The following is a 26,576-nucleotide window of genomic DNA, read 5'->3' on the forward strand; positions in this document are numbered from 1 at the left end:
AGGAAGATTGCCATGCGCTTTTCCGATCTGACCCAACGCATTGCCGGTGACGGCGCTGCCGCCTGGGATATTCACTACCGTGCCCTCGAACTGCAGGCGCAAGGCCAGGACATCCTTCTGCTATCGGTCGGCGACCCGGATTTCGACACCCCGGCGCCCATCGTCCAGGCCGCTATCGACAGCCTGCAGAACGGCCACACCCACTATTCGGACGTACGCGGCAAACTGGCCCTGCGTCAGGCCATCGCCCGCCGTCACCAGCAGCGCAGCGGCCAGGCGGTCAGCGCCGATCAGGTGACGGTGCTGGCGGGTGCCCAGTGCGCGCTGTTCTGTGTCGCCCAGTGCGTGCTCAACCCCGGTGATGAGGTGATTGTCGCCGAGCCGATGTATGTCACCTACGAAGCCGTGTTCGGCGCTTGTGGCGCGACCGTGGTACCGGTGCCGGTGCGTTCCGAGAACGGCTTTCGCGTGTGCCCCGAAGAGGTTGCCGCGCGCATCACCCCGCGCACCCGTGCCCTGGCCCTGAACAGCCCGCACAACCCCTCGGGCGCAAGCCTGCCGCGTTCGACCTGGGAGGCGCTGGCCGAACTGTGCATCGGCCATGACTTGTGGCTGATTTCCGATGAGGTCTACAGCGAGCTGTTGTACGAAGGCGAGCACATCAGCCCCGGCAGCCTGCCGGGCATGGCCGAGCGCACGGCGACCTTGAACAGCCTGTCCAAGTCCCATGCCATGACTGGCTGGCGCGTGGGCTGGGTGGTGGGCTCGACAGCCCTGGCCACGCATCTGGAGAATCTGGCGCTGTGCATGCTCTACGGCTCGCCGGACTTCATTCAGGACGCTGCTGTGGTAGCGCTGGAGCAACAGCTGCCAGAACTGGTGGCGATGCGCGACGCCTACCGCCAGCGCCGCGACCTGGTCTGCCAGTGCCTGGCCGATAGCCCGGGACTGAAGGCGCTCAAGCCGGATGGCGGCATGTTCGTGATGGTCGATATCCGCGAAACCGGCCTCAGCGCTCAGGACTTCTCAAACCGTTTGCTGGACCGCCATGGCGTGTCGGTGCTGGCCGGTGAAGCCTTCGGCCCGAGTGCGGCGGGGCATATCCGCCTGGGCCTGGTGCTGGGTGATGAGCCGCTGCGCGATGCCTGCCAGCGCATTGCCCGCTGTGCGGCAGAGCTGATGGAGGCCAAGGCCCATGCGTGAATACTCCCGGCTGTTTATCGACGGCACCTGGCAGGTGCCGTCCGGGCAGGGCATGGCCGAGGTGATCGACCCGGCCAGCGAGACGGTTGCCGGTCGCGTGCCACTGGGTAACGAAGAGGATGTCAACCGCGCCGTAGCGGCAGCGCGCCGGGCATTTGCCGACTGGTCGCGCACGCCATCGAGCGTACGCGCAGGTTACATCCGAGCCTTGGTCGAGCAACTGACGGCACGTGCCGAGGAAATGGCCAGTGTCATCACCGCCGAGCTGGGCATGCCGGTGCAGTGGTGTCGTAGCGTTCAGGTGGACGGGCCGATCGCCGGGCTTGAGCAGTACGTTGAACTGGCCGGCCTGATGGATGAAGTGCGTGAGGTAGGTAATTCCCTGGTGTACCGCGAAGCCGTTGGTGTCTGCGCGTTCATCAACCCGTGGAATTACCCGCTGCACCAGTTGATCGGCAAACTCGCCCCGGCATTGGCAGCAGGCTGCACCGTGGTGGTCAAGCCAAGCCAGGAAACCCCGTTGCATGCTTTCTTGCTGGCCGAGATGATCGAAGCCATCGGCTTGCCGGCCGGGGTTTTCAACCTGGTCAGCGGGCCCGGCTCGAAAGTTGGTGAGGCGCTGGCCCGGCATCCGCAGGTCGACATGGTGTCGTTCACCGGTTCCACTGGCGCCGGTGTGCGTGTCGCGCAAGCCGCCGCGCCGACGGTGAAACGCGTGTGTCTGGAGCTGGGCGGCAAGTCGCCGTTGCTGATTACCGCCGACGCCGACCTTGACGCCGCCGTGCGCTATGGCGTGCAGGACGTAATGATCAACTCCGGGCAAACCTGCACGGCCTTGACCCGCATGCTGCTGCCTGCCGGCCGCTATGCCGAGGCGCTGGAGATCGCCCTGGATGAAACCCGCAAACTGGTCATGGGTGATCCGCAAGATCCGCAGAGCTTCCTCGGACCGATGTGTTCGGCGGCGCAGCGGCGCACGGTGCAGGATTACATCCGCATCGGCCAGGAGGAGGGTGCGCGTCTGCTTTGTGGCGGTGACAGTGCAGCGGGCCTCGAACGGGGTTTCTATGTGCAGCCAACCCTGTTCGCCGACGTCGATAACCGCATGCGTATTGCCCAGGAGGAAATCTTCGGCCCGGTGCTGTGCCTGATTCCTTATGCCGATGAGGCACAGGCGATTGCCCTTGCCAACGATTCACCCTTTGGCTTGTCCAGCGCTGTCTGGGCCGCTGACCGAGAGCGCGCCTTGCAACTGGGCCGGCAACTGCGTGCCGGACAGTGCTTTATCAATGGCGCAGCTTTCAACTACCAGGCGCCGTTTGGCGGCTACAAACAGTCGGGCAACGGCCGGGAGTGGGGTGAGGAGGGGTTGGCGGAGTTCGTTGAGATCAAGGCCGTTCAGATCTAGCGACATAGCACCGCTTGCGCGGCGCATCGCGGATGAATCCGCTCCTACGTTCTGGGGGGGGGCGCCCACCCGTATTCATCGCCGGGCACCAAAGGCGAACAACCATGGCCTGACAGATCGTGGCACGTTGCAACAAATGTAGGAGCGGATTTATCCGCGATGCGCCGCGCGGGCGGCGCTCGATTTGACCGGCGCCCTCATTTTCCGTCGGCCACCAGGGGCCATCACACCCAAACCGCATCCCAATGCGGATAATCACCCACCTTGTCCACTAACCCCGCTCTCAGGGGATTAGCAATGATGTACCTGGCGACCCTCACCACATCTTCTTCCCGTCGCAAGGCACGGTCATGATAACCCGCTTGCCAAACGGGAGCTGATACGCCCCCAGCCTTGCGCAACACATGGCTGGATCGAGCCTTGAAGCGGCGCATCAACGTACTCAGCGTTACATCCTTCAACTCGATCAGCCAATGAACATGGTCAGGCATGACCACCCAGGCCAGTGACTGGCAGCTGTTTTCTTGCTCAGCCAGACGCAGGTGTCTGATCGCCGTTCGTGCATGCTGGAAATCGAGGAACAGGGGCCGGCGTTGTTGAGTGGCGGTAGTCAGCAGGTAGAGCCTGCCTGATTCTGAATACCTACCGCGACGGAGCAGGCAACCTTTTGGGCTGGGCATGTGAGGCATCCAGGAAGGGGCATGTTCTGGATAGCCTAGCGTTGACGGGTTGTTGGCGGGGTGGAGTACTTTTTCAGGATGTGAGGGTATCGACCTTTCGCGGATAAATCCGCTCCTACACGTTCGCGTATTCCTTCGGCGTATCGAAGGCCACGAACAACTGGTCAGCGGTAATCGCACCAAGGTCCAGACGCATGTTGGCCTCAAGCATGGCGAACAGCCGGGTGAACACCTCGAACACCTTGCAGTGGTCTTCCAGACCGGAGAAGGGGTTGTCGATCTTCTCGGCGATCAACGAGCTTTCCTGCACCGCGTCATACACCTCGCGCAAGGTGATTTCGCTGGCCGGGCGGGCCAGGGTCAAGCCGCCGTGGGCGCCGCGCCAGGACTTGAGGATGTTGGCCTTGACCATCAGCGAGACCAGGCTGCGCACGCGCGTAGGGTGGGTCTTGACCCATTTGGCGATGGTCTCGGTGCGCAGCTTCTGCGGGGCGTTGGCGGCCACGAACGACAATATGTACGAGGCGGTGATCAGGCGGGTGGACTGGCTCATGGTCTGTAGAATCCTTTGAAAATTTCCTTGTAGGGGCAACTAACCGGTGGGAGCGGGCTTGCCCCGCGATAGCGATCTTCCTGTCAGATTGCATCGCGGGGCAAGCCCGCTCCCACAGCAAGCCCGCTCCCACAGGCTATCGCAAAAAGCACCCCGGAGGGGCTTGGCAGCGGTGTGTGATTGAGTCTAATGTAATTGTCACGATGACAAATACAAATATTTGCAGCATCGATGCGTGCGAAGTCGGCTGAATCCTTTTCTCTGCACTTCAACAGGGGCAATGCCATGAGCGATAACAACAACAAAATTACTCAAGCGATGCACGACGGCGGCTTGCCGCGTCGCGATTTTCTCAAGTACAGCGCCACTGCAGCCGCGGTGGCTGGCGCCTTCAGCCTTGGCTTGCCGATGCGCGGCTGGGCCGAGGAGGCCACGCCCAAAGCTGGTGGCGTGCTGCGCATGGGCCTGGCCGGTGGCAGCACCACCGACTCGCGCGATCCGGGCACCTGGGCCGATACCTTCACCTTTGTCGGCTTCTCGGCGGTGTACAACACCCTCAGCGAAATCGCCGTGGATGGCAGCGCCATTCCGGAGCTGGCCGAGCGCTGGGAACTGAGCCCCGATGCACGGATCTGGACCTTCACCCTGCGCAAGGGCGTGACCTTCCACAACGGCAAGACCCTGGATGCCAACGATGTCGTCGCTTCGATCCAGCATCACCTCGGCGACAAGTCCACCTCGGCAGCCAAGACCGTGCTCGGTGACGTCGCCCAGGTTCGCGCCGAGGGCAACGATACCGTGGTTTTCGAGCTGCATTCGGGCAACGTCGACTTCGCCTATGTGGTCGCCGACTATCATCTGGCAATCATGCCGGCCAAGGACGGTGTCGCCGACTGGCAGTCTGGCGTGGGCACCGGCGGCTACCGCCTCAAGGGCTTCGAGCCCGGCGTGCGCATGGACCTGGAGCGCAGCCCGGATTACTGGAAAGCGGGCAGGGCGCATTTCGCCAGTGCCGAGCTGCTGGCCATCGCCGATGGCGCCGCGCGGGTCAATGCCCTGGTCACCGGTCAGGTCGATGTGATCAACAAGGTCGACCTGAAAACCGTGGCCTTGCTCAAGCGCAACCCGAACCTGGCCATCGAAGAAACCAAAGGCGCCCAGCACTACACCTTCCCGATGCTGACCGACAGCACGCAGTTCCAGGACAACAACATCCGCCTGGCCCTCAAGCACGCGATCAACCGCGAAACCTTGCTCGCCTCGGTGCTCTACGGCTACGGCCAGATCGGCAACGATCACCCGATCCAGCCCGGCAGCCGCTTTATAAACAGCGCGCTGGAGCAGCGCGCGTATGACCCGGACAAGGCGCGCTTCTACCTGCGTCAGGCCGGGGTCGATTCGCTCAAGGTGCGTCTGCAAGCCTCCGATGCCGCGTACACCGGCGCGGTGGATGCTTCGGTGTTGTTCAAGGAGCAGGCGCGCCAAGCCGGTATCGACATCGATGTGGTGCGCGAGCCGGCCGACGGCTTCTTCAGCAACGTGTGGATGAAGCAACCTTTCACCACCTCGTTCTTCTACAGCAGCCTGACCGCCGACCGCATGTTCAGCATCGGTTACGCCAAAGGCGCGGCGTGGAACGAAACGCACTGGGACAACCCGCGCTTCAACCAGCTGCTCAATGCCGCCCGTGGCGAGATGAACGCGCCGCTGCGCCAGGAGATGTACAACGAAATGCAGGCCCTGTGCCGCGACGAAGGCGGGGCGATCGTGCCGCTGTTTGCCAGCTCCGTGGCTGCCCGCTCCAAGCGCGTCACCCATGGCGGGGTGACTGCGCCGTACGGTGAGCTGGACGGTCTGCGCCTGATCGAGCGCTGGTGGCAGGCCTGAGGGCTGAACCCGCAGTGCCACCTTTCGTTGTGTCTGTTCGAGGAACTGTCCGGTGAATAGTCTTTACAAACTGCTTGTGCAGCGCCTGGCCCTGGGCCTGTTGTCGCTGTTTGCGGTGGCGGTGATCATCTTTCTGGCCGTGGGCATGCTGCCGGGCGACGTTGCCGAGGCCATGCTCGGCCAGGCCGCCACCCCCGAAACCGTCGCGGCGCTGCGGGCCCAGTTGGGCCTGGATGTACCGGCACTGACCCGCTTCGGCCAGTGGGCCTGGCAACTGCTGCACGGTGATCTCGGCCTGTCGCTGGCCAACCAGCGGCCGATTGCCGAACTGATCGGCAGCCGTCTGGCCAACACCTTCAGCCTTGCCGCGCTGGCGGCGCTGGTTTCGGTACCGGTGGCGCTGCTGCTGGGTATGCTCGCGGCGCTGTACCGCAACAGCTGGTTCGACCGCCTGCTCAATACCAGTGCCTTGAGTGCGGTGTCGTTCCCCGAGTTCTTCGTCGCCTACATCCTGATCCTGGTGTTCGCGGTGAAGCTCAACTGGTTGCCGAGCATCTCCAACCTGGCCCCGGGAGCGAGTTTCACCGAAGTGCTGGAGCGTTCGCTGTTGCCAGTGCTGACTCTGAGCCTGGTGGTGATCGCGCAGATGATGCGCATGACCCGCGCGGCGCTGATCAACCTGCTGGCCAGCCCCTATATCGAAATGGCCCGGCTCAAGGGCATCAGCCCGGCACGGATTATCTTTCGCCACGCTTTGCCCAACGCTCTGGCGCCGATCATCAACGTCGTGGCGCTGAACCTGGCCTACCTGGTGGTGGGCGTGGTGGTGGTCGAGGTGGTGTTCGTGTATCCCGGCCTCGGCCAGCTGCTGGTCGATTCGGTGGCCAAGCGTGACATCCCGGTGGTGCAGGCCTGCAGCCTGATCTTCGCCGCGACCTACATCCTGCTCAATACCACGGCCGATGTGCTGTCGATTGCCAGCAATCCACGCCTGATGCATCCGAAGGGGTAAGCCATGAGCCTGATCAAACAACTGCTGCGCGCGCCGTTGAGCGCCAAGTTCGGCCTGCTGGTGATTGCCCTGTATGTGCTGGTGGCGCTGTTCGCCCCGGTATTGGCGCCCTATGGCGAGACCCAGGTGGTTGGCGAGGGTTTCGCGCCGTGGGGCGGCGAGTTCCTGCTGGGCACCGATAACCTCGGGCGCGACATGTTCAGCCGCCTGGTCTACGGCGCTCGCAACACCCTGGGCATTGCTTTTCTGACTACCGTCCTGGCCTTTGCTCTGGGCGGCTTTTGCGGGCTGGTGGCGGCGATCAAGGGCGGCTGGATCGATCAGGGCCTGTCGCGGGTGGTGGACATTCTCATGGCCATCCCACAGCTGATCTTTGCCTTGCTGATCCTCAGCGTGGTTGGCACCACGGCCACTTCGCTAGTGCTGGTGATTGCGCTGCTCGATGCCACGCGGGTGTTTCGCCTGTCACGGGCGGTGGCCATGACCGTGGTGGTCCAGGACTTTGTCGAAGCGGCGCGGTTGCGCGGGGAAGGGCTGTGGTGGCTGGTCAGCCGCGAAGTGCTGCCCAACGCCGCAGCGCCCTTGATCGCCGAGTTTGGCTTGCGCTTCTGCTTTGTCTTCTTGTTCATCAGCGCGCTGTCGTTCCTCGGCCTGGGTATCCAGCCGCCAACCGCCGATTGGGGCAGCATGGTGCGCGACAACGCGGTACTGATCACCTTCGGTGATATCAGCCCGCTGTTGCCGGCGCTGGCAGTGGCGTTGATCACGGTCAGCGTCAATTTCGTCGTGGATTGGGTGCTGCATGCATCCAGTGGCCTCAAGGAGTGCTGAGCATGACCCAAGTGAATAATCAGAAGCCGCTGCTGGAAATCCGCGATCTGCGTATCGAAGGGCACTATGAAGACGCCTGGCATCCGTTGATCAAAGGCATCGACCTTACCCTGCAACGCGGTGAGGTGCTGGGGTTGATCGGCGAGTCGGGGGCCGGCAAGTCGACGCTGGGCCTGGCGTCGATGGGCTATGTGCGCGATGGCTGCCGGATCACCGGCGGTTCGGTGCGGTTCGACGGCATGGAGCTGGTCGGCGCCCGCGCCGAAATCTTGCGCAAGCTGCGCGGCCTGCGTATTGCCTATGTAGCACAAAGTGCTGCGGCGTCGTTCAACCCGGCCCACCGGCTGATCGACCAGCATGTTGAAACCGCAGTGAAGAACGGCGGCATCGACCGCGCCCAGGCCGAGGCCGAAGCGGTGGAACTGTACCGCGTGCTGCGCCTGCCCAATCCCGAGCAGATCGGCCAGCGTTATCCGCACCAGGTCTCCGGCGGCCAGCTGCAACGGGTGATGACCGCCATGGCCATGGCGTGTCATCCGGACCTGATCATCTTCGACGAACCGACCACCGCACTGGACGTAACCACCCAGATCGAAGTGCTGGCGGCGATTCGCGATGCGGTAAAAACCTACGGCAGCGCCGCGCTGTACATCAGCCACGACCTGGCGGTGGTGGCGCAGATGGCCGATCGCATCATGGTCCTGCGCCACGGCAAGCTGGTGGAGGAGGCCGACACCCGCAGCATGCTCGACGCGCCGCAGCAGGATTACACCAAGTCGCTGTGGGCGGTGCGCAGCTTTCGCACCGAGCCCAAGCCTTGCCCGGTGCAGCAACGGCCATTGCTCGAAGTGCGCCAGGCCTGCGCCAGTTACGGCCAGCAGCCGGTGCTGCATGATGTCTCGCTCAAGCTCCACCGGGGTCAGACCCTGGCGGTGATCGGTGAGTCCGGCAGCGGCAAGAGCTCCACGGCGCGCTTGATTACCGGCCTGCTGCCACCGACGGCGGGGCAGGTGCTGTATGACGGTGAAGCCTTGCCGGCCGATTTCCGCCAGCGCCGCAAGGAGCAACTGCGACGGATCCAGATGATCTACCAGATCCCCGACACCGCGCTGAACCCACGCCAGCGTATCGTCGACATCATCGGCCGGCCGCTGACCTTCTACCTCGGGCTCAAGGGCCAGGCCATGCGTAAACGGGTGGCCGAACTGCTGGAGATGATCGAGCTGGACCCTGCGCTGTACATGGAACGCCAGCCGCGCGAGCTGTCCGGCGGGCAGAAGCAACGCATCTGCATTGCCCGGGCGCTGGCCGCCGAGCCGCAGTTGATCATCTGCGACGAGGTGACCTCGGCACTGGACCAGCTGGTGGCCGAAGGCGTGCTCAAGCTGCTCAACCGCATCCAGCAGCAGTTGGGTGTGGCCTACCTGTTCATTACCCACGACGTGGCCACGGTGCGCGCCATCGCCGACGAAGTGCTGGTGATGCAACGCGGGCGCGTGGTGGATCACGGCAGCCGCGATGCCATCTTCAGCCCGCCGTATCGCGACTACACCGGACTGTTGTTCTCCTCCGAGCCGGAAATGGACCCTGACTGGCTCAATCGCCTGCTGGCCAGCCGCGCCGCTCCTTCTACGCTGCAATCTGTTTAAGGAAAACCCTGATGAATGTATTGATCGTTCACGCTCATCCCGAGCCGCAATCCTTCACCGCTGCCCTGCGTGACACAGCTGTGGAAACCTTCCAGGCCCAGGGCCATCAGGTGCAGGTCAGCGACCTGTATGCGATGAACTGGAACCCGGTGGCCAGTGCCGATGACTTTGCCACGCGGGAGAATCCCGATTATCTGGTCTATGCCCTGGAGCAGCGCCTGGGGGTCAAGAGTGGCTCGATTGCCGCGGATATCCAGGGCGAGTTGGACAAGCTGTTGTGGGCAGATCTGCTGGTGCTGAACTTCCCGATCTTCTGGTTCTCGGCCCCGGCCATCCTCAAAGGCTGGATCGACCGGGTGCTGGTGTCCGGTGTCTGCTATGGCGGTAAGCGCTTCTACGACCAGGGCGGCCTGGCCGGCAAAAAAGCCCTGGTGACCGTGACCCTCGGCGGGCGCGAGCACATGTTCGGCGAAGGGGCGATCCACGGGCCGCTGGAGGATATGCTGCGACCGATCTTGCGTGGCACTCTGGCGTATGTCGGCTTTGACGTGCTGGAGCCGTTTGTGGCCTGGCATGTGCCGTATATCAGCGAGGAGGCGCGCAAAGACTTCCTGCACAGTTACCAGCAGCGTCTGCAGCACTTGTCGGATGACCAGCCGCTGGCGTTTCCGCGCTTGTCGCAGTTTGATGAGGCGCTGTATCCGTTGGCTTGATTATCGCGGGGCAAGCCCGCTCCCACAGAGGGCTTGCCCCGCGTCGCACTGCTCGATCCGCTTATCCGCTCTGCCCCAGGAGAACAGAACGACAAACATTAACCAGCGCCTTACCACACGCGTGCATCTTGGCTTGCGAGATCGAGGGCATGACGGTTATTCGGAACTGATCACAACCTTTTGGCACAGCCGGATAAACGACGCCAAGCACATAAACACCTTGAAGATAAAGACGCTTCTGTATCTCGAATAGCGCCTGCTCATCACCGACCACCACCCGGCGTATTGCGGCTGGTGCATCATCCGGCTCGGTTTCTATGCCATCGAGTTTCAGTTTACGTAAGTAGCCACTCAAGATATCCAGATTGCGCCGCTGCCTTTGGTACATTTTCCTAAAAGTATTTGTAGTCGCCCGGTCCGACTGCAGTGTTTCGTCCGTAGCATTGATCTGTCGAAGCACCTCAGCGGCGGCGGCGGTAATAGATGCCGGTACACCGGACGAAAATACTCGATTGGTGGTGTATTCATAGCTGGCGCTCTCGGCCAACGATGTATTGCACACGATGTAACCACCTTGGGCACCGACAGACTTTGCGAGCGTACCCGTCACAATATCAATACAGCCGGGATCCATCTCCCAGTAGTCCGCAGTTCCGCGACCTTGTGGCCCCAGTGCGCCAAGTGCATGGGCCTCATCGACAAGCAACAGACACTTGAAACGCTGCGCAAGCGCCACTAAACCCGGCAAGTTGCACACATGACCACTCATACTGAAGACGCCATCGGTCATGATCAGGCGCCGGTGCTGGCATTTTGGATCAAGATCATTGGCAGTGATCAACTTTCGCTCGAGGTCGTCCATGTCATTGTGGCGAAAACGCACCAGTTCGGCCTCGGACATTGCCGCTCCCTGCAACAGTGTCATGTGACTTTCCGAGTCTGAAAAGATCGTGTCGCCACGGCCCACAAGCATCGGAACTGCCGTCATGTTGGCCATGCTTGCGCTTATCGTCAGGAAAGCCGCCCCTTCACCGGCGGGGCGATACAACTTCAACAGCTCATCCTTGACCTGCTCGTGATGCTCGCTCTCGCCGGAAAGTGGCGCAGAGTCATACGAACCGACGCCATGGGTATCAAGGGCTTTACGTGCCGCTTTGATCGTTTCCGGCCAGAATGACGCACTCAGATAGGCACAACCGCATAACACAAACACGTTATCCGGTTTCGGTATAGCACCTGTTCCCTCGGAACATGTTGTACCAGTAAGAGAAAAACGGTGTGATGGCAGATGTCGGATCCAGGCACCCTTTGGGCCAATCGTAGCGACCCGTAGTTGCGACAAATCTGCCCCCGCGTCTGCTGCTCTCTGAGTGCTGTCTGCCATCCAGCGCGCACTACGAGCAAAAAAATTATTTGCTGTCCGCGAGCCAGCACGCTTTTCAGGTCCTTGTTTCATCGAAACCTCCGTCTTAAGCGTCTACTAACTCGCTTTTGTTTATCTGCTAGCACCTTGGTTCGAGATGTTTAGTCTGTCGTCCGGACAGCCTTCAAAGTGTATTTAGTGCTTCATCAAAGAGATCTGCAACTGGCAGAAATATCAGGTTTGATCGCGATGTTTTTAGCCACCCACCCATTCGGGTTATGGTCGCCACCCGCGAATCACCTGATAGTAAGTCCATCGGCTCACCCTGAGCAGTCACACGACGGAGTTGCTATGCGCAAGGCACTGAAGGTGATGTGCAGTCTGTTGCTGGCGTCCACTGCCACGGCCACCCTGGCCGCTGAAGTGGACACCGGCAACACACTCAGGTTGTACAACTGGACGGACTACATCGGCGAAACCACCCTGGCCGATTTCGAAAAAGCCACGGGGATCAAGGTGATCTACGACACCTTCGATGGCTACGAAACCGTACAGACCAAACTGCTCACTGGCCGCTCCGGCTACGACCTGGTCATGCTCAACGCCTCCCTGGTGCCGCCACTGATCAAAGCTGGGGTGTTCCAGCCGCTGGACAAGCAACAGTTGCCGAGCTGGCACAACCTCGACGCCCAGGTGGTTCAGGCGCTGCAAGGCTATGACCCCGGCCTGAAATACTCGGCGCCCTATACCTGGGGCAGTAACGGCGTGACCTACAACGTCGAAAAGATCAAAGCGCGCATGCCCGATGCGCCGATCGGTTCGCTGGCCATGCTGTTCGACCCGAAGATCGTCTCGCGCTTTGCCGACTGCGGCGTGACCCTGATGGACGCACCCACCGAGGTGAACCCGCTGGCGCTCAAGTACCTGGGCAAAGACCCACGCAGCGCGGCGCCGGCTGACCTCAAGGCGGTCGAAAAGCTGCTGCTGGATATCCGCCCCTATATCAAGAAATTCGACTCGGTGAACTACCTCACCAGCCTGCCCAACGGCGATGTGTGCATGGCCTTGACCTGGTCGGGTGACTACGCCATTGCCCAGGCCCGCGCCGAGGAAGCGAAAAAAGACATCAAATTGTCGTTCTTCATCCCCAAGGAAGGCTCGCTGATCTGGTTCGACAACCTTTACCTGCCCAAGGATGCCCCGCACAGCGCCAACGCCCATCGTTTCGTCGAGTTTCTGTTGCAGCCGCAGACCATGGCCGAGGTGACCAACTACATCCGCTACGCCAACAGCAACGCAGCGGCCACGACCTTGGTGCAGACGGACATCCGCAATGATCCGGCGATCTACCCCGATGACGCTACCCGCGAACGCCTGTTTGCCCAGAAAACCCAGGACGCCCGCGATATGCGCGCGATCACCCGGGTCTGGAGCACGGTCAAGACCGGTTTCTGACTAACCTCAATTCCCATTGCCAAGGAACAGACCATGGCTACGTCCAACAACGCTGTCGCAACTGCATTTGCCCATGATCCGCTGGTGGAGGCCGACAAGGCTCACTACATGCACGGCTATCACATGTTCGACGAGCATCGCGAGCAGGGTGCGCTGAACATTGTTGCCGGGGAGGGCGCCTATATCCGTGACACCGAGGGCAACCGCTTCCTCGATGCGGTAGGCGGCATGTGGTGCACCAACATTGGACTGGGCCGCGAGGAAATGGCCCTGGCCATCGCCGACCAGGTGCGCAAGCTGGCTTATTCCAACCCGTTTTCCGACATGGCCAACAGCGTTGCCATCGAGCTGTGCGAAAAGCTCGCCCAACTGGCACCGGGTGATCTTGACCATGTGTTTCTCACCACCGGTGGCTCGACCGCAGTCGACACCGCCTACCGCCTGATCCAGTACTACCAGAACTGCCGCGGCAAGCCGCACAAGAAACACATCATTGCGCGCTACAACGCCTATCACGGCTCGACCACCCTGACCATGTCGATCGGCAACAAGGCGGCCGACCGTGTACCGGAGTTCGATTACGCCCATGATCTGATCCACCACGTTTCCAACCCCAACCCGTACCGGGCGCCGGATGACATGGACGAGGCCGAGTTCCTCGACTTCCTGGTGGCCGAGTTCGAAGACAAGATCCTCTCGCTGGGCGCCGACAATGTCGCGGCGTTCTTTGCCGAGCCGATCATGGGGTCGGGCGGGGTGATCATCCCGCCCAAGGATTACTTCCTGCGCATGTGGCAGGTCTGCCAGACCTACGACATCCTCTTTGTCGCCGACGAGGTGGTGACGTCCTTCGGCCGCCTCGGCACCTTCTTCGCCAGCGAAGAACTGTTCGGGGTGCAGCCGGATATCATCACCACCGCCAAAGGCCTGACCTCGGCCTACCTGCCGCTGGGCGCGTGCATCTTCTCCGATCGCATCTGGAAGGTGATTGCCGAGCCGGGCAAGGGCCGTTGCTTCACCCACGGCTTTACTTACAGTGGCCACCCGGTGTGCTGCACGGCGGCGCTGAAGAATATCGAGATCATCGAGCGGGAAAACCTGCTGGCCCACGTCAATGATGTCGGCGGCTACCTGGAGCAGCGCCTGCAAAGCCTGCGTGAGCTGCCGCTGGTGGGCGACGTGCGTTGCATGAAGCTGATGGCCTGCGTCGAGTTCGTCGCCGACAAGCGCAGCAAGGCGTTGTTCGCCGATGAGGTGAACATCGGCGAGCGCATCCACCGGCGCGCCCAGGACAAAGGTTTGCTGGTGCGGCCGATCATGCACCTGAACGTGATGTCACCGCCGTTGATCATCACCCATGCGCAGGTGGACGAGATTGTCGAGGTGCTGCGTCAGTGCATTGTCGAGACCGCCACCGAGTTGCGCCGCGAAGGGCTGTACAGCGGTACATGAGGCGTGGTGCCTTGAAAGCAGCCTCTGCGGTGGGAGCGGGCTTGCCCCGCGATTGCGGTTTGTCAGTCACACTGCATCGCGGGGCAAGCCCGCTCCCACCCACCAGAACCCCACAGGTGCAGGCTCGTGCTCCAGCCGTTAGACTGCGGAGCATGAGCCACGCATCCCCTGAAACCCCGATCTGTCTGTCTTTTGGCGCCCTGCAGCAATGGCATGCAGCGCTGCAGAACGCTTTTGCCCATAGCGAAGCGCCGGATGCCCTTGGGCATCTGGCCGCGGCCATCAGCCAGCTGGTGGCGGTCGAGTCGATGATGATCAGCCTCGAGTGCCAGGGCCAGGCGCCGCAGTTGCTGTACCAGCAGGGCATTCCCGAGCAGCATCGCGACGCCATCCTCAATCGCTACTTCGCCGCAGGCTACCTGCTCGATCCTTTTTGTCTGGCGGTGGAGAGCGGTCTGGCGCAAGGTTTCTACCATCTTGAAGACATCGCCCCGGACCACTTCTTCGACAGTGACTATTACAAAACCTATTACCTGGGCACCGGCTGCAGTGAAGACAGCTATTTCATTGCCGATATCGGTGATGCGCGGAAGATTTCCCTGAGCCTGTTCCAGGGCTGCAGCGGTTCGCGCCTGAGCGGCGAGCAAGTCCATCTGTTGCGCGCCGTCGAGCCGATGGTCCGCGAGCTGCTGGCGCGCTTTGCCCGTCATGGCCTGGCGCAAACCGGCAATACCGGCGGGCACAACAGTCTCCAGGCAGCGTTCGACAGTTTTGGCTGCCAGGTGCTCACCGATCGCGAGCGCGAAGTGGCGCACATGATCTTGCGCGGTCACTCGGCCAAGTCCACGGCCAGCGAGCTGGGGATCTCCCCGGAAACCGTGCGCATGCACCGCAAGAATCTCTACCAGAAGCTGCAGATCAACTCGCAATCGGAGCTTTTTGCGCGTTTTATCGACTGGTTGCGCGAGGGCTGAGCCGCAATCAGGCCTGGCCCTCTTTGGGGGACGCGCAGGATAATAGAGGCGCCAATCAAGCGGAGTGCGGGCATGAACGAAGGCTCATTGCTAGGCCTGGGCTTGAGCGCCTTGCAGCGTGACGGCTACCTGTTGCTGCCCGGCGCGCTTGAACCGCGACAGATCGTGCAGTTGCAAGCCGCGATCAGTAGCCTTGTGCCCCAGCACTGGGACTACAACGGCCTGCTGGAACACTACAAATGCGTGTTCAACCGCGACCCGTTGTGGCTGGCCTATCTCGACCTGCCAGGGGTCATCGAGCTGGCCGAAGCGGCGCTGGGCGAGGATTGCCACATCATCGGCCAGACCGCCTGGCGCAGCCATCCCGGCTATCAGGGCATGCCGTTGCACCTGGATTATCTGGTGATGGAGTTGCCGCCAGCCCTGTTGGCCGACCCCGCTTTCGAGCTGCCCATGCAGATCTGTACCGTGCAGTTTTACCTGGACGACATCGACGCCGAGCTCTGCCCGACCCAAGTGTTGCCGGGTAGCCACAGGGCAGGGCGCAAGCCTGCGCCGGGTGAGCAGCAGTGGCAGGGACAGTCAGCGCAGAGCATTCTCTGCCGCGCGGGCGATGCACTGATGTTTCGCAGCGAACTCTGGCACGGTGGCAGCGACAACCGCAGCGCCGATCGCACGCGCTCGATGCTGCAGGTGCACTATGGCCGGCGCATGGTTGCGCAGAAGTTCTCGCCGTACCTGCACTGGCAATTCAACCCCGAAGTGCTCGCCGCTGCGACGCCACGTCAGCGCCGCCTGCTCGGCGAGCATGCCGAAGCCGAATACGACTGACACTCAGGCCACGGCCTTGACCGCCAGGACATTGCACAGGTTGTGATCGATGACATGCTCGGTGGTGCTGCCGGTCAGGCGCTCCAGCAGTTTGCGAGGATGATTGCCCATCACCAGCACGTCGGTACGGTTGTGCGCGACGAAGTCGGCGATGCTGCGGGTAATCGGTGCCGACAGGAAGTGCAGACGTTCCTCTGGTACGTTGTGAAGTTTGGCCAGGTGTTCGAAGGCTTTGTGGATCGACTTGCGCACATCACTGCCGAAACCGGGCATGGTAATCGTGCCAGCACCGAAGTCGGCCATATGGGTATGGGCGCTGTCGCATACATGCAGTAAGTGCAGTTCGGCGTTGCACTGGCGTGCCAGATCGCTGGCGGCTTGAATCACTGTTTCATTGAGGTCGTTATGGGGGTGTTCAGGGTGGGTCGGGTCGACGGCAGCCACCACCACGCGCGGCAGCGGGCAGTGCACTGCCGAGACGAGGTGCACCGGGCACGGGCATTCGCGCAGCAGTTGCCAGTCCAGCGGGGTGAACAGCAGGCGCTTGTAGGCGGGTTCGTGCAGCACATCCTTGATTAGCAGGTCCGGCTCGATCTCCGCTACCTGGTCCAGGGTCGCGCCCAGCAGATCACGGGTCAGGACCACCTCGGTGCTGACCCGGATACCGTTTTCATGCAGCAACGTGGCTTCATCGGCGAGCCACTGGCGGCTGTCTTCTACGCGGGTCTGGTTGCGGTGTTCATCGCCGCTGAGCAGGCCGAGGGTGTCGAGCTCCTCGACAATCGCGCAGATATGCAGGGTGGCCCCGGTGGCGTGGGCCAGGGCGGCGGCACGCTCCAGCGCCGGGGTGTGGCGCATGTCGTCGCCGACCATCAAAAACAGGCGTTGGTACTGGCTCATGGTGCACCTCCGGTCGCGTTGCATTGCCAGCCCCCGAGCTAGAGTTTAGCCCATTGCCTGCAACGCTCCCGGAGCCAGTACCGATGCGAGCCGACCGCTGGTCATTCAGCCGCGGCGGTCCAGCCAGACAGTCTGGGCGTTGCAGAACTCACGCACGCCGAAGTGCGAGAGTTCGCGGCCGAAACCACTCTTCTTGACCCCACCGAAGGTGACGCGCGGGTCGCTGGCGCAGTAGCCGTTGATGAACACGCCGCCGGTGTCCAGCTCCTCGGTGAGCTGGGCGGCCAGTTCCAGGTTCTGGGTGTAGATCGTCGAGGCCAGGCCGAACTCGCTGTCGTTGGCCAGTTCCAGGGCGTGGCGGGCGTCGCGGGCGGTGATGATCGAGGCCACCGGGCCGAACAGCTCCTGGCGGAACGAGGTCATCTGGTCGGTGACATCGGCCAGTACGGTCGGCGCGTAGTAATTGCCCGCGCCTTCGGCCTTGTGCCCGCCCAGCAGCAGGGTCGCGCCTTCAGCCAGGGTGGCCTGGACCTGTTCATCGAGCTCGTCGCGCAGGTCGAAACGCGCCATCGGGCCCAGATAGGTCTGCTCCGACAGCGGATCGCCCATGACCAGCTGACGGGTGGCTTCGACGAACTTCTCGGTAAAGGCGTCGACCACGCCTTGCTCGACGATCAGACGCTTGGCCGCAGCGCAGACCTGGCCGGTGTTGGCGTAGCGGCCGATTACCGCGGCCTTGACCGCTTCATCGAGGTTGGCGTCGTTAAGCACGATAAACGGATCGGAACCGCCCAGCTCCAGCACGCATTTTTTCAGCGCGGCGCCGGCCTGGGCACCGATGGCCATACCGGCGCGCACGCTGCCGGTCAGGGTCACGGCGGCGATGCGCGGGTCCTTGATGGCCTGGGACACACCGTCCGGGGTGACGTTGATGACTTCGAACACGCCCTCAGGCAGACCGGCCTGCTTGATCACGTCGAGCAGCAGGTAGGCGCTGCCCATCACGTTCGGCGCGTGCTTGAGGACATAGGTGTTGCCGGCGATCAGCGCCGGGACAGCACCGCGCAGTACCTGCCAGACCGGGAAGTTCCACGGCATTACCGCCAGGATCGGGCCCAGTGGCCGGTATTCGATGCGCGCCTTGCCGTTTTCCACCAGGGTCGATTCGGCGCTGAGCATGCCCGGGCCCTGGGCGGCGTACCACTCGCACAGTTGCGCGCATTTCTCCACTTCGCCACGGGCCTGGGCCAGCGGCTTGCCCATTTCCAGGGTGATCATCCGCGCCATGGCCGCTGCGTTGTCACGGATGGCGCTGGCCAGGGCAAGGATCAGCCCGGCGCGCTCGGACACGGGGGTACGCCGCCAGTGCGCGAAACCGCCTGCAGCCCGCGTCAGCGCTGCATCGAGGTCAGCCTCGGACTGGTAAGGGTAGTGACCAATGGCTTCGCCGTTGGCGGGGTTGATCGACACGGCATGGGTATGGCTGGAGAACGCGGTCATGGCACTGTCCTGCAAAAATTAGGGAACGACGCCAGCGTAGAGGGCTATTCATGTTTTGAAAACTGAATAATAATGAGTCTTTCGTTCATGATTGGAGAATGATGTGGACCTGGTTCAGCTGGAAATATTCAGGGCGGTGGCTGAGCACGGCAGTATCAGCGTTGCCGCTCAGCATATGCACCGCGTGCCTTCGAACCTGACGACGCGGATCAAGCAACTGGAAGCCGATCTTGGGGTCGAGTTGTTCATCCGCGAGAAGAGCCGCCTGCGCCTGTCACCGGCAGGCTGGACCTTCCTCGATTACACCTGGCGCATCCTTGGCCTGGTCGAAGAAGCACGCTTGACCGTGGCCGGTGAAGAGCCGCGCGGGCCGTTTTCCCTGGGGTCGCTGGAGAGCACTGCGGCCGTGCGTATTCCGGCCTTGCTCGCTGCCTACAACCAGCAATACAGCAAGGTCGAACTGGACCTTTCCACCGGACCGTCCGGGGCAATGATCGATGGCGTGCTGTCCGGGCGGCTGGTGGCGGCGTTTGTCGACGGCCCGGTGCTGCATCCGGCGCTGGACGGGGTGCCGGTGTTCGAGGAAGAGATGGTGCTGATTGCGCCACTGAACCATGGACCGATCAATCGTGCCCAGGATGTCAACGGCGAGAACATTTACGCCTTCAGGTCGAACTGCTCGTACCGTCATCACTTCGAACGTTGGTTCAACACCGATGGCGCGGTGCCGGGGAAGATCTTCGAGATCGAGTCCTATCACGGCATGCTCGCCTGCGTCAGTGCCGGCGCAGGCCTGGCGTTGATGCCACGCAGCATGCTGCAGAGCATGCCAGGTTGCGCCACGGTGAGTGTCTGGCCGTTGTCCGAAGACTTCCGTTACCTCAACACCTGGCTGGTCTGGCGGCGCGGCACCGTGTCCCAGAGCCTGTCGAGTTTCGTCACGCTGCTTGAGTCCCGGCGCAGTATCCCGAGTGCTGATAGCGATTAAATTCGCAGTGAAACAGCAATGTTTGATTAGACTTCAACAACCACATCTCGCAATTTCGCTTATTGGAGCAGCCATGCTTGATTACTTTGCACTAGGGGTGTTGATCTTTGCCGGGCTGGTGCTGTTCTACGGCATCATCGTCCTTCATGACATTCCCTATGAAATCGCGGTTCATCGCAATCACCCGCATCAGGATGCGATCCATGCCACCGGTTGGGTCAGCCTGTTCACCCTGCACGCGCTGTGGCCGTTCCTGTGGATCTGGGCAATGCTCTATCGCGAGGATCGCGGTTGGGGGATTGGCGGATTGGGCGACAAGAGCGCGATAGGCGATCTCGAGCGCCAGGTGTTCGAGTTGCAGCAACGGGTGGCTCATCTGGAGGAAGACCGGGCCAAGGCGGGTGCTGCGCGACCTGATTCCGGCGGGGGAGTGTAAGCCATGGACTTGTTACTGATCCTGACCTACGCCGCCATCTGTATTGCCATTTTCAAGATTTTTCGCATTCCGCTGAACAAGTGGACTGTGCCTACTGCTGTACTGGGTGGGGTGGTTTTGATTGGTGCGCTGATCTTCACCATGAACTACAACCATCCTTATTCAGAGGTGGCGCGTACCTATTTCGTCTCGGTGCCGGTGATTCCGGTGGTCACCGGAAAGGTGATCGACGTGCCGGTGAAAGGCAACGAATCGTTGAAGGCGGGCGATGTCCTGTTCCGCCTCGACCCGGCACCCTTTGAGTACAAGCTCAAATCACTCCAGGCCCAGCATCTGGCGGCAAAGGGTGATCTGTACCGGATCAATGAGCTGATCAAACGCAACTTCGGCACCCGTCGTGAGCTTGAAACAGCGATCGCCCGCGTCGACGACCTGCAGGCGCAGATCGACAACGCCCAGTTCGAGCTGGACAACACCGTAGTGCGTGCCCCCAGCAATGGCTTCGTCACCCATGTGTCGTTGCGCGCAGGCATGATGGCGAGCAAGCTGCCGCTACGGCCGTCGATGGTGTTCATTCCTGAAGAAGGTCACTACTTTGCCGCCTGGATGCGCCAGAACAGTTTGCTGCGGCTGGTGGCAGGTGATGAGGCCGAGGTCGCCTTTGACGGTATTCCCGGCAAGGTATTCAAGGGCCAGGTGAAGAACGTGATTACGGTGATTGCCGAAGGTCAGGTACAGCCTTCCGGCACCTTGATCGGCTACACCGGCTCACCGCCGGCCGGACGGGTGCCGGTGATCATCGAAATCACTGACCCTGAGTACGCCCAGTACAGTGCGCAGGTGCCGGGCGGGGCCTACGGGCAGGCGGCCATCTATAGCAAGCACTTCGAGCATATCGGCATGATGCGCAAGATCCTCCTGCGCATGGCAGCCTGGATGAACTACATCTTCCCGTTCCATTGATGTAGGCAGAGATCAATCGCGGGGCAAGCCCGCTCCCACAGAGGATGATGTTCAGTGGGAGCGGGCTTGCCCCGCGATGCATTCAACGATCGTCCCCTGGAAGCGGCTGAGCATTATCCTCAACCAATGGCTGCGCCACCCAGGACATGAACAGCTCATATCCCACCGCCAGCAACACCGGTCCGATGAACAGGCCGATGATGCCGTTGGTGAGCATCCCGCCCAACGCACCGATCAACACCACCGGCATCGGTACGGCCACGCCACGCCCCAGCAACAGGGGTTTGAGAACGTTGTCGGAGAGGCCGGCAAGGACGGTCCAGATCGCAAAGATGATGGTGCTGACACCGACGCCGTCGTGGGCAAACACGTAGATGACCACGGGCAGGGTGATCAGCAGGGTCGGTAACTGGGTGATCCCCAGCAGCAGTACCAGCAAGGCCAGGACCCCGGCAGCGGGTACGCCCATCACCACCAGGCCGATGCCCACCAGCAGCATCTGGATGAAGGCGATGCCGACCACGCCTTGCGCCACCGCGCGGATGGTTGCCGTGCACAGCGCCGCCAGTTGCGGGCCACGTTGCGGGCCGGAGATGCGGGTAGCGATGGCAACGCCGGTGCGGTGGCCGGTTTCACCTTTGGCCATGATCACGCCGCCGACGATCAGTGCCAGAACAAACACCAGGATGCCCGAACCAATGCCGGCCAGTTGGGTCAGCAAGGTCTTGCTCACGCCTTTGAGGTGTGGAGCTACTTGTGACAGTGCCCAGCTCAGGTCGCCGCTGGCATGCGCCCAGATCTTGTAAAGCGCAGCGCCGATAATCGGCCAGTCGCTGACACTCAACGGCGGCGCGGGGATTTCGATGACTTGATCCTCGAAGCCCTGGATCCCCAACCGGACCGAGTCGGCCACTGAGGTGCCGAGCAGGCTCAAAGGGCCGATCAGACAGGCCAGGCCGACAATCACCAACAGCACCGCTGAGCAGCCGGGGCGGTTGCCGAGCCAGCCGGCCAGGCGCTGGTTCAAGGGGTAGAGGGTGATTGCCAGGATCACCGCCCACAACATCAGGCTCAGAAAGGGTTTGAAAATCTCGAAGCAGAACATCACCAGCACGGCGATCAATCCCGCGCGAATCAGCACATCCAGCAGTTCTCTGCCGTTTCCAAACTGTATTGGTCGAGGGTCGGCCATGACAGATTCCTTGTACGTGGATGAGCTAGCGCACTGATGGACAACGCGTGGCACCGCTGCTGGCCGTTCGGCTGACCAGCTCGGTGAAGCGCTTGAGGTTCTGCTGATGGGCCAGCACCAGATCATCGATGCTCGGCCCGGCCGGGGTCTGGATCACGCTGCGGCAGTTGAGTGCCGCGCCGTTTTTGCCATTGCCGTTGCCATTGACCGCACGCAGGCGCCAGCTGGCATCGAACAAGGCGTACTGCCCGGGCACCGAGTCAAAGCGTTGCACGTCAACCCGCAAGCTCAGGTGCGACTGGGTGCTGCCGGTGGCGAACTGATTGATCAGGGCATTGTGCAACTCGTCCGCCAGGCTTGCGCCCCACCATTCGGTTTCAAGGATCGCCAGGCCGCTATTGCCCTCGCGGATCACTACCTGCGGGCGGTCGACCTGCGGCGGTACGCTGACCCGCTCCAGCTCCAAATCAACCGTGCTGGCAGGTGTGGGTTGTTGCGGCGTCAGGGTGTGGTAGTGGATCGGATCGCTGCGACAAGCTGTCAGCAGCAAGGCCAGGCCCAGCAGTGCGAATTTTGCGGCGTGCGCCATAGTCGATGCTCCTGCGGTCAATTGCGCGACGAGGGTTTGAGGTTGTCCGCTGGTGCATCCTTGGGCCTGCCACGCAGCAACGATTCGGGGTTGCGGCCCAGGTAGTCGGCCAACTCACGCAACGAGCGCGACATACGCCCCAGCTCGTCCAGGGTCTGGGTCAGCTGTTCACGCTGCGGCGAGTCGTCGGCCAGGGTCGAGTTGGCCGATTGCAGGGTCTTGCTGACCTCCTGCAAGGTGCCCTGGACACCCGGCAAGGTGCGGCTGTTGAACTGCGCCAGGCCTTTGCGCATTTCCACCAGGTTGGCATCGAGGTTGTTGGCGATGCGCTCGATCGGCAGGCGGTTGATGCGCTCGACCATGGCCTGGAACTGTTCCTGCAACTGTTCCAGGCTGCCCGGGACAGTAGGGATGGTGATAGGCCGTGCGTTCGGGTCGAAGACCACCTTTGGTGCTTTCGGGTCGAAATCCAGCGCGATGTACAGCTGCCCGGTCAGCAGGTTGCCGCTGCGGGCCTGGGCGCGCAGGCCATTGTCGATAAAGGTCCCCAGCACCTGGGCTGCGGCGTTTTCATCGTCGGGGTTGTGCCTGAGTGCCTTGAGCAGTTTGGTGTGCGCCCGGCCCAGGCGCTGCGGATAGATGACGATACCGACGTTGACCGGGAACGAGCGCTGCTCGACATCGAAGTCCAGGTTGACCGAGACCACCCGGCCGATTTCCACCCCGAGAAACTCCACCGGTGCGCCGACTCTCAGGCCGCGCAGGGCCTGGTCGAAGCGCAAAGCCAGGTACTGGGGTTTGCCGCTGGGCGGGGCGAGGGCGGTCTTCTCATCTTCGAACAGCTCGAACACCTTGTTTTCGCTAGCCACCTGATCATCGGGGTTGAATTGCGGGGCACGGAAGGCGATGCCGCCCACCAGCAGGGACGACAGCGACTCGGTACGTACCGCAAAGCCATTGGCGCCGACTTCGACGTCGATGCCGCTGGCATTCCAGAAACGGGTGTTGTCGGTGACAAATTCGTCGTTGGGCGAGTGCACGAAGACTTCGATGTCCACGCCCTTGCCGTCCTTGGACAGCTCGTAAGCCACCACCTGGCCCACTGGAATCTTGCGGTAATACACCGGTGAGCCGACGCCCAGCGAGCCAAGATCATCGGTGTGCAGAGTAAAACGCTTGCCGGGTTCGCCGTAAGTAATGGGTGGCGGCATCTCCAGCCCTTTGAAAACTTTGGCGCGGCTATTCGATTGTCCGGCATCGGCGCCGATGAAATCGCCGGAAAGCAGGGTGTCGATGCCGGATATACCGCCGGCGCCAATGCGCGGGCGCACCACCCAGAAGGTCGAGTCTTCGCGGGTGAAGTTATCGGCCTGTTTGACCAGGTTCACCGTGGCCGTCACGCTTTTCTGGTCATGGCTCAATTCCACCGTCGTCACGTGGCCGATCACCACGTTGCGGTACTTGACCTCGGTTTTATTGGCGGTCAGGCCTTCGCCGGTCTTGAAGGTGATCTGGATGGTCGGCCCCTGCTGCAACCAGTTGTGCACCACCAGTGAAATGCCCACCAGCACGGCGACAATCGGCACGATCCACACCAGCGAGACGTTGAATCGTCGGGTCTTGACCGTCGACGGGCCTGGTACTGGCGGCTCTTCAGTGGCTGCTGACTTCATCCGTGCACTCCTCGGGTTGACGGCTTTCCCAGATCATCCGGGGGTCGAAACTCATGGCGGCGAGCATGGTGAACACCACCACCAGGCCGAAAAACAGGATGCCCGGGCGCGGTTCGATATCACCCAGGGCCTGGAACTTGACCAGGGCTGCGACCAAGGCCACGACGATCACATCGAGCATCGACCAGTAGCCGATCAACTCGACGAAGCGATAGAGCTTGGAGCGCTCTTTCTGCGCCCAGTTGCTGCCGCGCTGCACGGTAACCAGCAGCAGGCCAAGGGCGACGAATTTGGTCGCAGGCACGGCGATACTGGCGATAAAGATGATCAGGGCGATGTCCCAGGCACCGTGCGACCAGAATTCGATCACCCCGCTCATGATCGTGCTGTCGTCGCCACTGCCGAGCATTTTCGTGTTCATCACCGGCAGCAGGTTGGCGGGCACATAGAACACCAGCGAGGCGATCAGGTAAGCCCAGGTGCGGGTCAAAGAATCGGGTTTGCGCGCATGCAGCGGGGCGCCGCAGCGGTCGCAGTGGTGTACCGCCACACGGGCATCGCAGGCTTTGCCGCAAGCATGGCACAGCACCAGATTGAGTTCCGAGGCCAATGGCGGGCGGTTCATGGCAGGGCATCCCATAGCTCGCGGATATCACGGCCGGCGATGCGGATCATCAACAGGCTCAGCACCGCCAGGGCCACCAGGCCGATACCGGGCAGCACATCGAGCAGGCCGGCCAGTTTGAATACCGCGACCATCGCACCGAGCAGGCAGACTTCGAGCATGCTCCAGGGGCGCAAGGTTTCCAGCCAGCGCATGCACAGGCTGAAGGCCGGCGAACGCTGGCCGGCCAGGGCAAAGCCCAGCACCCAGATCAGCAACAGCAGCTGGAACATCGGGGCGATGATCATCGAGATTGCCGCCACCAGGGCGATGAAGGTAATCGGCCCGTTGGCCAGGGCGCGTACCGAGTCCCAGAGCGTGGCGCTGTTGGAAAAGCCCTGCAGGCTGATACTCATCACCGGGTAGAAATTGGCCAGCAGCCACAGCACCCCGGCAGTGATGCTCAAGGCCAGGCGATGTTGCAGGGTAAGACCGTTGTAACGTTGCAGCACGGCGCCGCAGCGCAGGCACAAGGCCTTCTGGTGTTTGCCGAGGGAGACCTTGTGGTACACGCAGTCGCAATGTTCGCAAATGATCAGCTGATCGGTATCCAGCATGGGGCGCGCTCAGGCTGCGGGCGGTGACTAGGTCAATATAGTCGGCGTGTGAAGATGTTCGCGGATTTTTCGGTAATCCAAGGTCTGGTGATGCACATCGGCTATACCTAACTGGCTCGACACACCCGTATGGAGTGCGCGGAGTACAAATGTACTCCGCTGCAATATTACAGGAGCGCAGCTATGCTCATCCGCCGTGACTTGCTTAAGGCCAGTGCCACACTTGCCGCCGGGCTGGGTTGCCTGAGCGTGGCGGGCCGCGGGTTTGCCCAGAGCGGCGCGATGCTGACACGCACGATTGCGTCCAGCGGCGAAGCGCTGGCGGTGATTGGGGCGGGAACCTCAGGCAGTTTCGAGACCGGTGTCGATTCGCCGCAATTGCAGCAGTTGAGGCAGGTGCTCAAGGTGTTCTTCGCCGGCGGCGGACAAGTCATCGACACCTCGCCCAATTACGGCGGTGCCGACGCCGTGCTGGGCCAGTTGCTGGAGGAGGGTGGTTGGCGCGGCAAAACCTTCCTGGCTACCAAGATCGCCGCTGACAGCCGCGCTGCCGCCGAGGCGCAATGGGCCGGAACGCTGCGCAGCCTGCGCACCGACAAGGTTGATCTGCTGCAGGTCCACAACCTGCGCGACTGGCAGCGCCAGTTACCCTATGCCCGCGAGCTCAAGGCTCAGGGTCTGACCCGTTATGTCGGTGTCACCCACTATGTAGACAGTGGCCTGGACGAACTTGAACGCATCTTGCGCCAGGAACAACTGGACTTCATCCAGATCCATTACTCGGTCAATTCGCCCGCAGCGGCGCGCACAGTCTTGCCGTTGGCCCAGAACAAGGGCGTGGCGGTGTTGATCAACCGTGCCTTCGATGATGGCCGGCTGTTTGCCAGGGTCAAAGACCAGGCGTTGCCCGCTTGGGCAGCAGAGATGGGCATCGGCAGTTGGGCACAACTGTTCCTCAAGTTCGCCATCAGCCATCCGGCGGTGACCACAGTGATCCCGGCCACCAGCCGCCCGGAGCGGCAGCTCGACCAGCTCAAGGCGGGTAGCGGCCCCTTGCTCAGCGACGCCCAGCGCAAGCAACTGATCGAGCAGTTCGCCTGAAC

The 26,576-nt window shown here is 62.0% G+C and carries 25 protein-coding genes; 15 read left to right on the forward strand and 10 right to left on the reverse strand.

Features of this window, described 5'->3' with window-relative positions:
* The first annotated feature begins 12 nt into the window (after positions 1 to 12).
* A complete protein-coding gene (locus tag PSAKL28_RS12205) occupies positions 13 to 1,203 on the forward strand; it encodes a pyridoxal phosphate-dependent aminotransferase (RefSeq protein ID WP_038610563.1) in 1,191 nt (396 codons plus the stop codon).
* Positions 1,196 to 2,611, forward strand: coding sequence for an aldehyde dehydrogenase family protein (locus tag PSAKL28_RS12210; protein ID WP_038610566.1), 1,416 nt, complete (start codon positions 1,196 to 1,198; stop codon positions 2,609 to 2,611). The genes PSAKL28_RS12205 and PSAKL28_RS12210 overlap by 8 nt, the downstream gene beginning before the upstream one ends.
* A 224-nt stretch (positions 2,612 to 2,835) precedes the next feature.
* Here PSAKL28_RS12210 and PSAKL28_RS12215 read toward each other — a convergent pair whose 3' ends face one another.
* Together PSAKL28_RS12215 and PSAKL28_RS12220 are read right to left on the reverse strand one after the other, a co-directional pair.
* Positions 2,836 to 3,291, reverse strand: a complete 456-nt coding sequence (locus PSAKL28_RS12215) for an REP-associated tyrosine transposase (RefSeq protein ID WP_038610569.1) — start codon at positions 3,289 to 3,291, stop codon at positions 2,836 to 2,838.
* Between the two features lie 115 nt (positions 3,292 to 3,406).
* Positions 3,407 to 3,844, reverse strand: a complete 438-nt coding sequence (locus PSAKL28_RS12220; RefSeq protein WP_038610571.1) for an Rrf2 family transcriptional regulator — start codon at positions 3,842 to 3,844, stop codon at positions 3,407 to 3,409.
* A gap of 285 nt (positions 3,845 to 4,129) precedes the next feature.
* On the opposite strand from PSAKL28_RS12220, the gene PSAKL28_RS12225 reads away from it, so the two are divergent.
* From PSAKL28_RS12225 to PSAKL28_RS12245, 5 genes are read left to right on the forward strand one after another with little or no spacing between them, the layout of a single operon-like run.
* Positions 4,130 to 5,731, forward strand: a complete 1,602-nt coding sequence (locus tag PSAKL28_RS12225; RefSeq protein ID WP_038610574.1) for an ABC transporter substrate-binding protein — start codon at positions 4,130 to 4,132, stop codon at positions 5,729 to 5,731.
* A gap of 52 nt (positions 5,732 to 5,783) precedes the next feature.
* Positions 5,784 to 6,743, forward strand: coding sequence for an ABC transporter permease (locus PSAKL28_RS12230; RefSeq protein WP_038610577.1), 960 nt, complete (start codon positions 5,784 to 5,786; stop codon positions 6,741 to 6,743).
* Between the two features lie 3 nt (positions 6,744 to 6,746).
* Complete coding sequence (locus PSAKL28_RS12235; RefSeq protein ID WP_038610579.1) at positions 6,747 to 7,574, forward strand: ABC transporter permease; 828 nt, start codon at positions 6,747 to 6,749, stop codon at positions 7,572 to 7,574.
* A 2-nt stretch (positions 7,575 to 7,576) separates the two neighbouring features.
* Positions 7,577 to 9,223: an ABC transporter ATP-binding protein gene (locus tag PSAKL28_RS12240; protein ID WP_038610582.1), complete on the forward strand. Its 1,647-nt coding sequence runs from the start codon at positions 7,577 to 7,579 to the stop codon at positions 9,221 to 9,223.
* Between the two features lie 11 nt (positions 9,224 to 9,234).
* Positions 9,235 to 9,936 carry an NAD(P)H-dependent oxidoreductase gene (locus PSAKL28_RS12245; protein WP_038610585.1) on the forward strand — a complete coding sequence of 234 codons (702 nt, stop codon included), beginning with the start codon at positions 9,235 to 9,237 and terminating at the stop codon, positions 9,934 to 9,936.
* A 61-nt stretch (positions 9,937 to 9,997) separates the two neighbouring features.
* Here PSAKL28_RS12245 and PSAKL28_RS12250 read toward each other — a convergent pair whose 3' ends face one another.
* Positions 9,998 to 11,392 carry an aminotransferase class I/II-fold pyridoxal phosphate-dependent enzyme gene (locus PSAKL28_RS12250; RefSeq protein ID WP_084589102.1) on the reverse strand — a complete coding sequence of 465 codons (1,395 nt, stop codon included), beginning with the start codon at positions 11,390 to 11,392 and terminating at the stop codon, positions 9,998 to 10,000.
* A gap of 258 nt (positions 11,393 to 11,650) precedes the next feature.
* Here PSAKL28_RS12250 and PSAKL28_RS12255 point away from each other — a divergent pair, with 258 nt between their 5' ends.
* The 4 genes from PSAKL28_RS12255 to PSAKL28_RS12270 all read left to right on the forward strand — a co-directional run bounded on the left by PSAKL28_RS12255 (position 11,651) and on the right by PSAKL28_RS12270 (position 16,011).
* The gene (locus tag PSAKL28_RS12255) at positions 11,651 to 12,754 is read left to right on the forward strand and encodes a polyamine ABC transporter substrate-binding protein (RefSeq protein WP_038610591.1); all 1,104 of its coding nucleotides are present in this window, start codon (positions 11,651 to 11,653) and stop codon (positions 12,752 to 12,754) included.
* 33 nt (positions 12,755 to 12,787) lie between these two features.
* Complete coding sequence (locus tag PSAKL28_RS12260) at positions 12,788 to 14,206, forward strand: aminotransferase (RefSeq protein WP_038610594.1); 1,419 nt, start codon at positions 12,788 to 12,790, stop codon at positions 14,204 to 14,206.
* A 152-nt stretch (positions 14,207 to 14,358) separates the two neighbouring features.
* A complete protein-coding gene (locus tag PSAKL28_RS12265; RefSeq protein WP_038610597.1) occupies positions 14,359 to 15,180 on the forward strand; it encodes a helix-turn-helix transcriptional regulator in 822 nt (273 codons plus the stop codon).
* A 72-nt stretch (positions 15,181 to 15,252) separates the two neighbouring features.
* Complete coding sequence (locus tag PSAKL28_RS12270; RefSeq protein ID WP_038610600.1) at positions 15,253 to 16,011, forward strand: phytanoyl-CoA dioxygenase family protein; 759 nt, start codon at positions 15,253 to 15,255, stop codon at positions 16,009 to 16,011.
* A gap of 3 nt (positions 16,012 to 16,014) precedes the next feature.
* Here PSAKL28_RS12270 and PSAKL28_RS12275 read toward each other — a convergent pair whose 3' ends face one another.
* Together PSAKL28_RS12275 and PSAKL28_RS12280 are read right to left on the reverse strand one after the other, a co-directional pair.
* On the reverse strand, positions 16,015 to 16,911 hold the full coding sequence (locus tag PSAKL28_RS12275; RefSeq protein ID WP_038610602.1) for a universal stress protein: 897 nt from the start codon (positions 16,909 to 16,911) through the stop codon (positions 16,015 to 16,017).
* Between the two features lie 105 nt (positions 16,912 to 17,016).
* Positions 17,017 to 18,411: an aldehyde dehydrogenase family protein gene (locus PSAKL28_RS12280; RefSeq protein WP_038610605.1), complete on the reverse strand. Its 1,395-nt coding sequence runs from the start codon at positions 18,409 to 18,411 to the stop codon at positions 17,017 to 17,019.
* 103 nt (positions 18,412 to 18,514) lie between these two features.
* Between PSAKL28_RS12280 and ptrR the strand changes: the two genes are divergently transcribed.
* The 3 genes from ptrR to PSAKL28_RS12295 all read left to right on the forward strand — a co-directional run bounded on the left by ptrR (position 18,515) and on the right by PSAKL28_RS12295 (position 20,798).
* Positions 18,515 to 19,399 (forward strand): putrescine utilization regulator PtrR, encoded by an 885-nt coding sequence (gene ptrR / locus PSAKL28_RS12285; RefSeq protein ID WP_038610608.1) that lies wholly within the window; start codon positions 18,515 to 18,517, stop codon positions 19,397 to 19,399.
* A 73-nt stretch (positions 19,400 to 19,472) separates the two neighbouring features.
* Positions 19,473 to 19,835, forward strand: a complete 363-nt coding sequence (locus PSAKL28_RS12290; RefSeq protein ID WP_038610611.1) for a DUF3302 domain-containing protein — start codon at positions 19,473 to 19,475, stop codon at positions 19,833 to 19,835.
* 3 nt (positions 19,836 to 19,838) lie between these two features.
* A complete protein-coding gene (locus tag PSAKL28_RS12295) occupies positions 19,839 to 20,798 on the forward strand; it encodes an HlyD family secretion protein (RefSeq protein WP_038610614.1) in 960 nt (319 codons plus the stop codon).
* Positions 20,799 to 20,880: 82 nt separating this feature from the next.
* Here PSAKL28_RS12295 and PSAKL28_RS12300 read toward each other — a convergent pair whose 3' ends face one another.
* From PSAKL28_RS12300 to PSAKL28_RS12320, 5 genes are read right to left on the reverse strand one after another with little or no spacing between them, the layout of a single operon-like run.
* Entirely contained in the window at positions 20,881 to 21,990 is a 1,110-nt protein-coding gene (locus tag PSAKL28_RS12300) for an AI-2E family transporter (RefSeq protein WP_038610615.1), read from the reverse strand.
* A gap of 25 nt (positions 21,991 to 22,015) precedes the next feature.
* A complete protein-coding gene (locus PSAKL28_RS12305) occupies positions 22,016 to 22,579 on the reverse strand; it encodes a PqiC family protein (protein WP_038610618.1) in 564 nt (187 codons plus the stop codon).
* Between the two features lie 17 nt (positions 22,580 to 22,596).
* Positions 22,597 to 24,252, reverse strand: coding sequence for a PqiB family protein (locus PSAKL28_RS12310; protein WP_038610621.1), 1,656 nt, complete (start codon positions 24,250 to 24,252; stop codon positions 22,597 to 22,599).
* Entirely contained in the window at positions 24,233 to 24,877 is a 645-nt protein-coding gene (locus PSAKL28_RS12315; protein ID WP_038610622.1) for a paraquat-inducible protein A, read from the reverse strand. The genes PSAKL28_RS12310 and PSAKL28_RS12315 overlap by 20 nt, the downstream gene beginning before the upstream one ends.
* A complete protein-coding gene (locus PSAKL28_RS12320; protein ID WP_038610625.1) occupies positions 24,874 to 25,473 on the reverse strand; it encodes a paraquat-inducible protein A in 600 nt (199 codons plus the stop codon). Before PSAKL28_RS12320 ends, PSAKL28_RS12315 begins: the two co-directional genes overlap by 4 nt.
* Before the next feature lie 183 nt (positions 25,474 to 25,656).
* Here PSAKL28_RS12320 and PSAKL28_RS12325 point away from each other — a divergent pair, with 183 nt between their 5' ends.
* Entirely contained in the window at positions 25,657 to 26,574 is a 918-nt protein-coding gene (locus PSAKL28_RS12325) for an aldo/keto reductase (RefSeq protein ID WP_038610628.1), read from the forward strand.
* Positions 26,575 to 26,576 lie beyond the last annotated feature (2 nt).

The organism is Pseudomonas alkylphenolica, from assembly GCF_000746525.1.
Taxonomy (GTDB): domain Bacteria; phylum Pseudomonadota; class Gammaproteobacteria; order Pseudomonadales; family Pseudomonadaceae; genus Aquipseudomonas; species Aquipseudomonas alkylphenolica.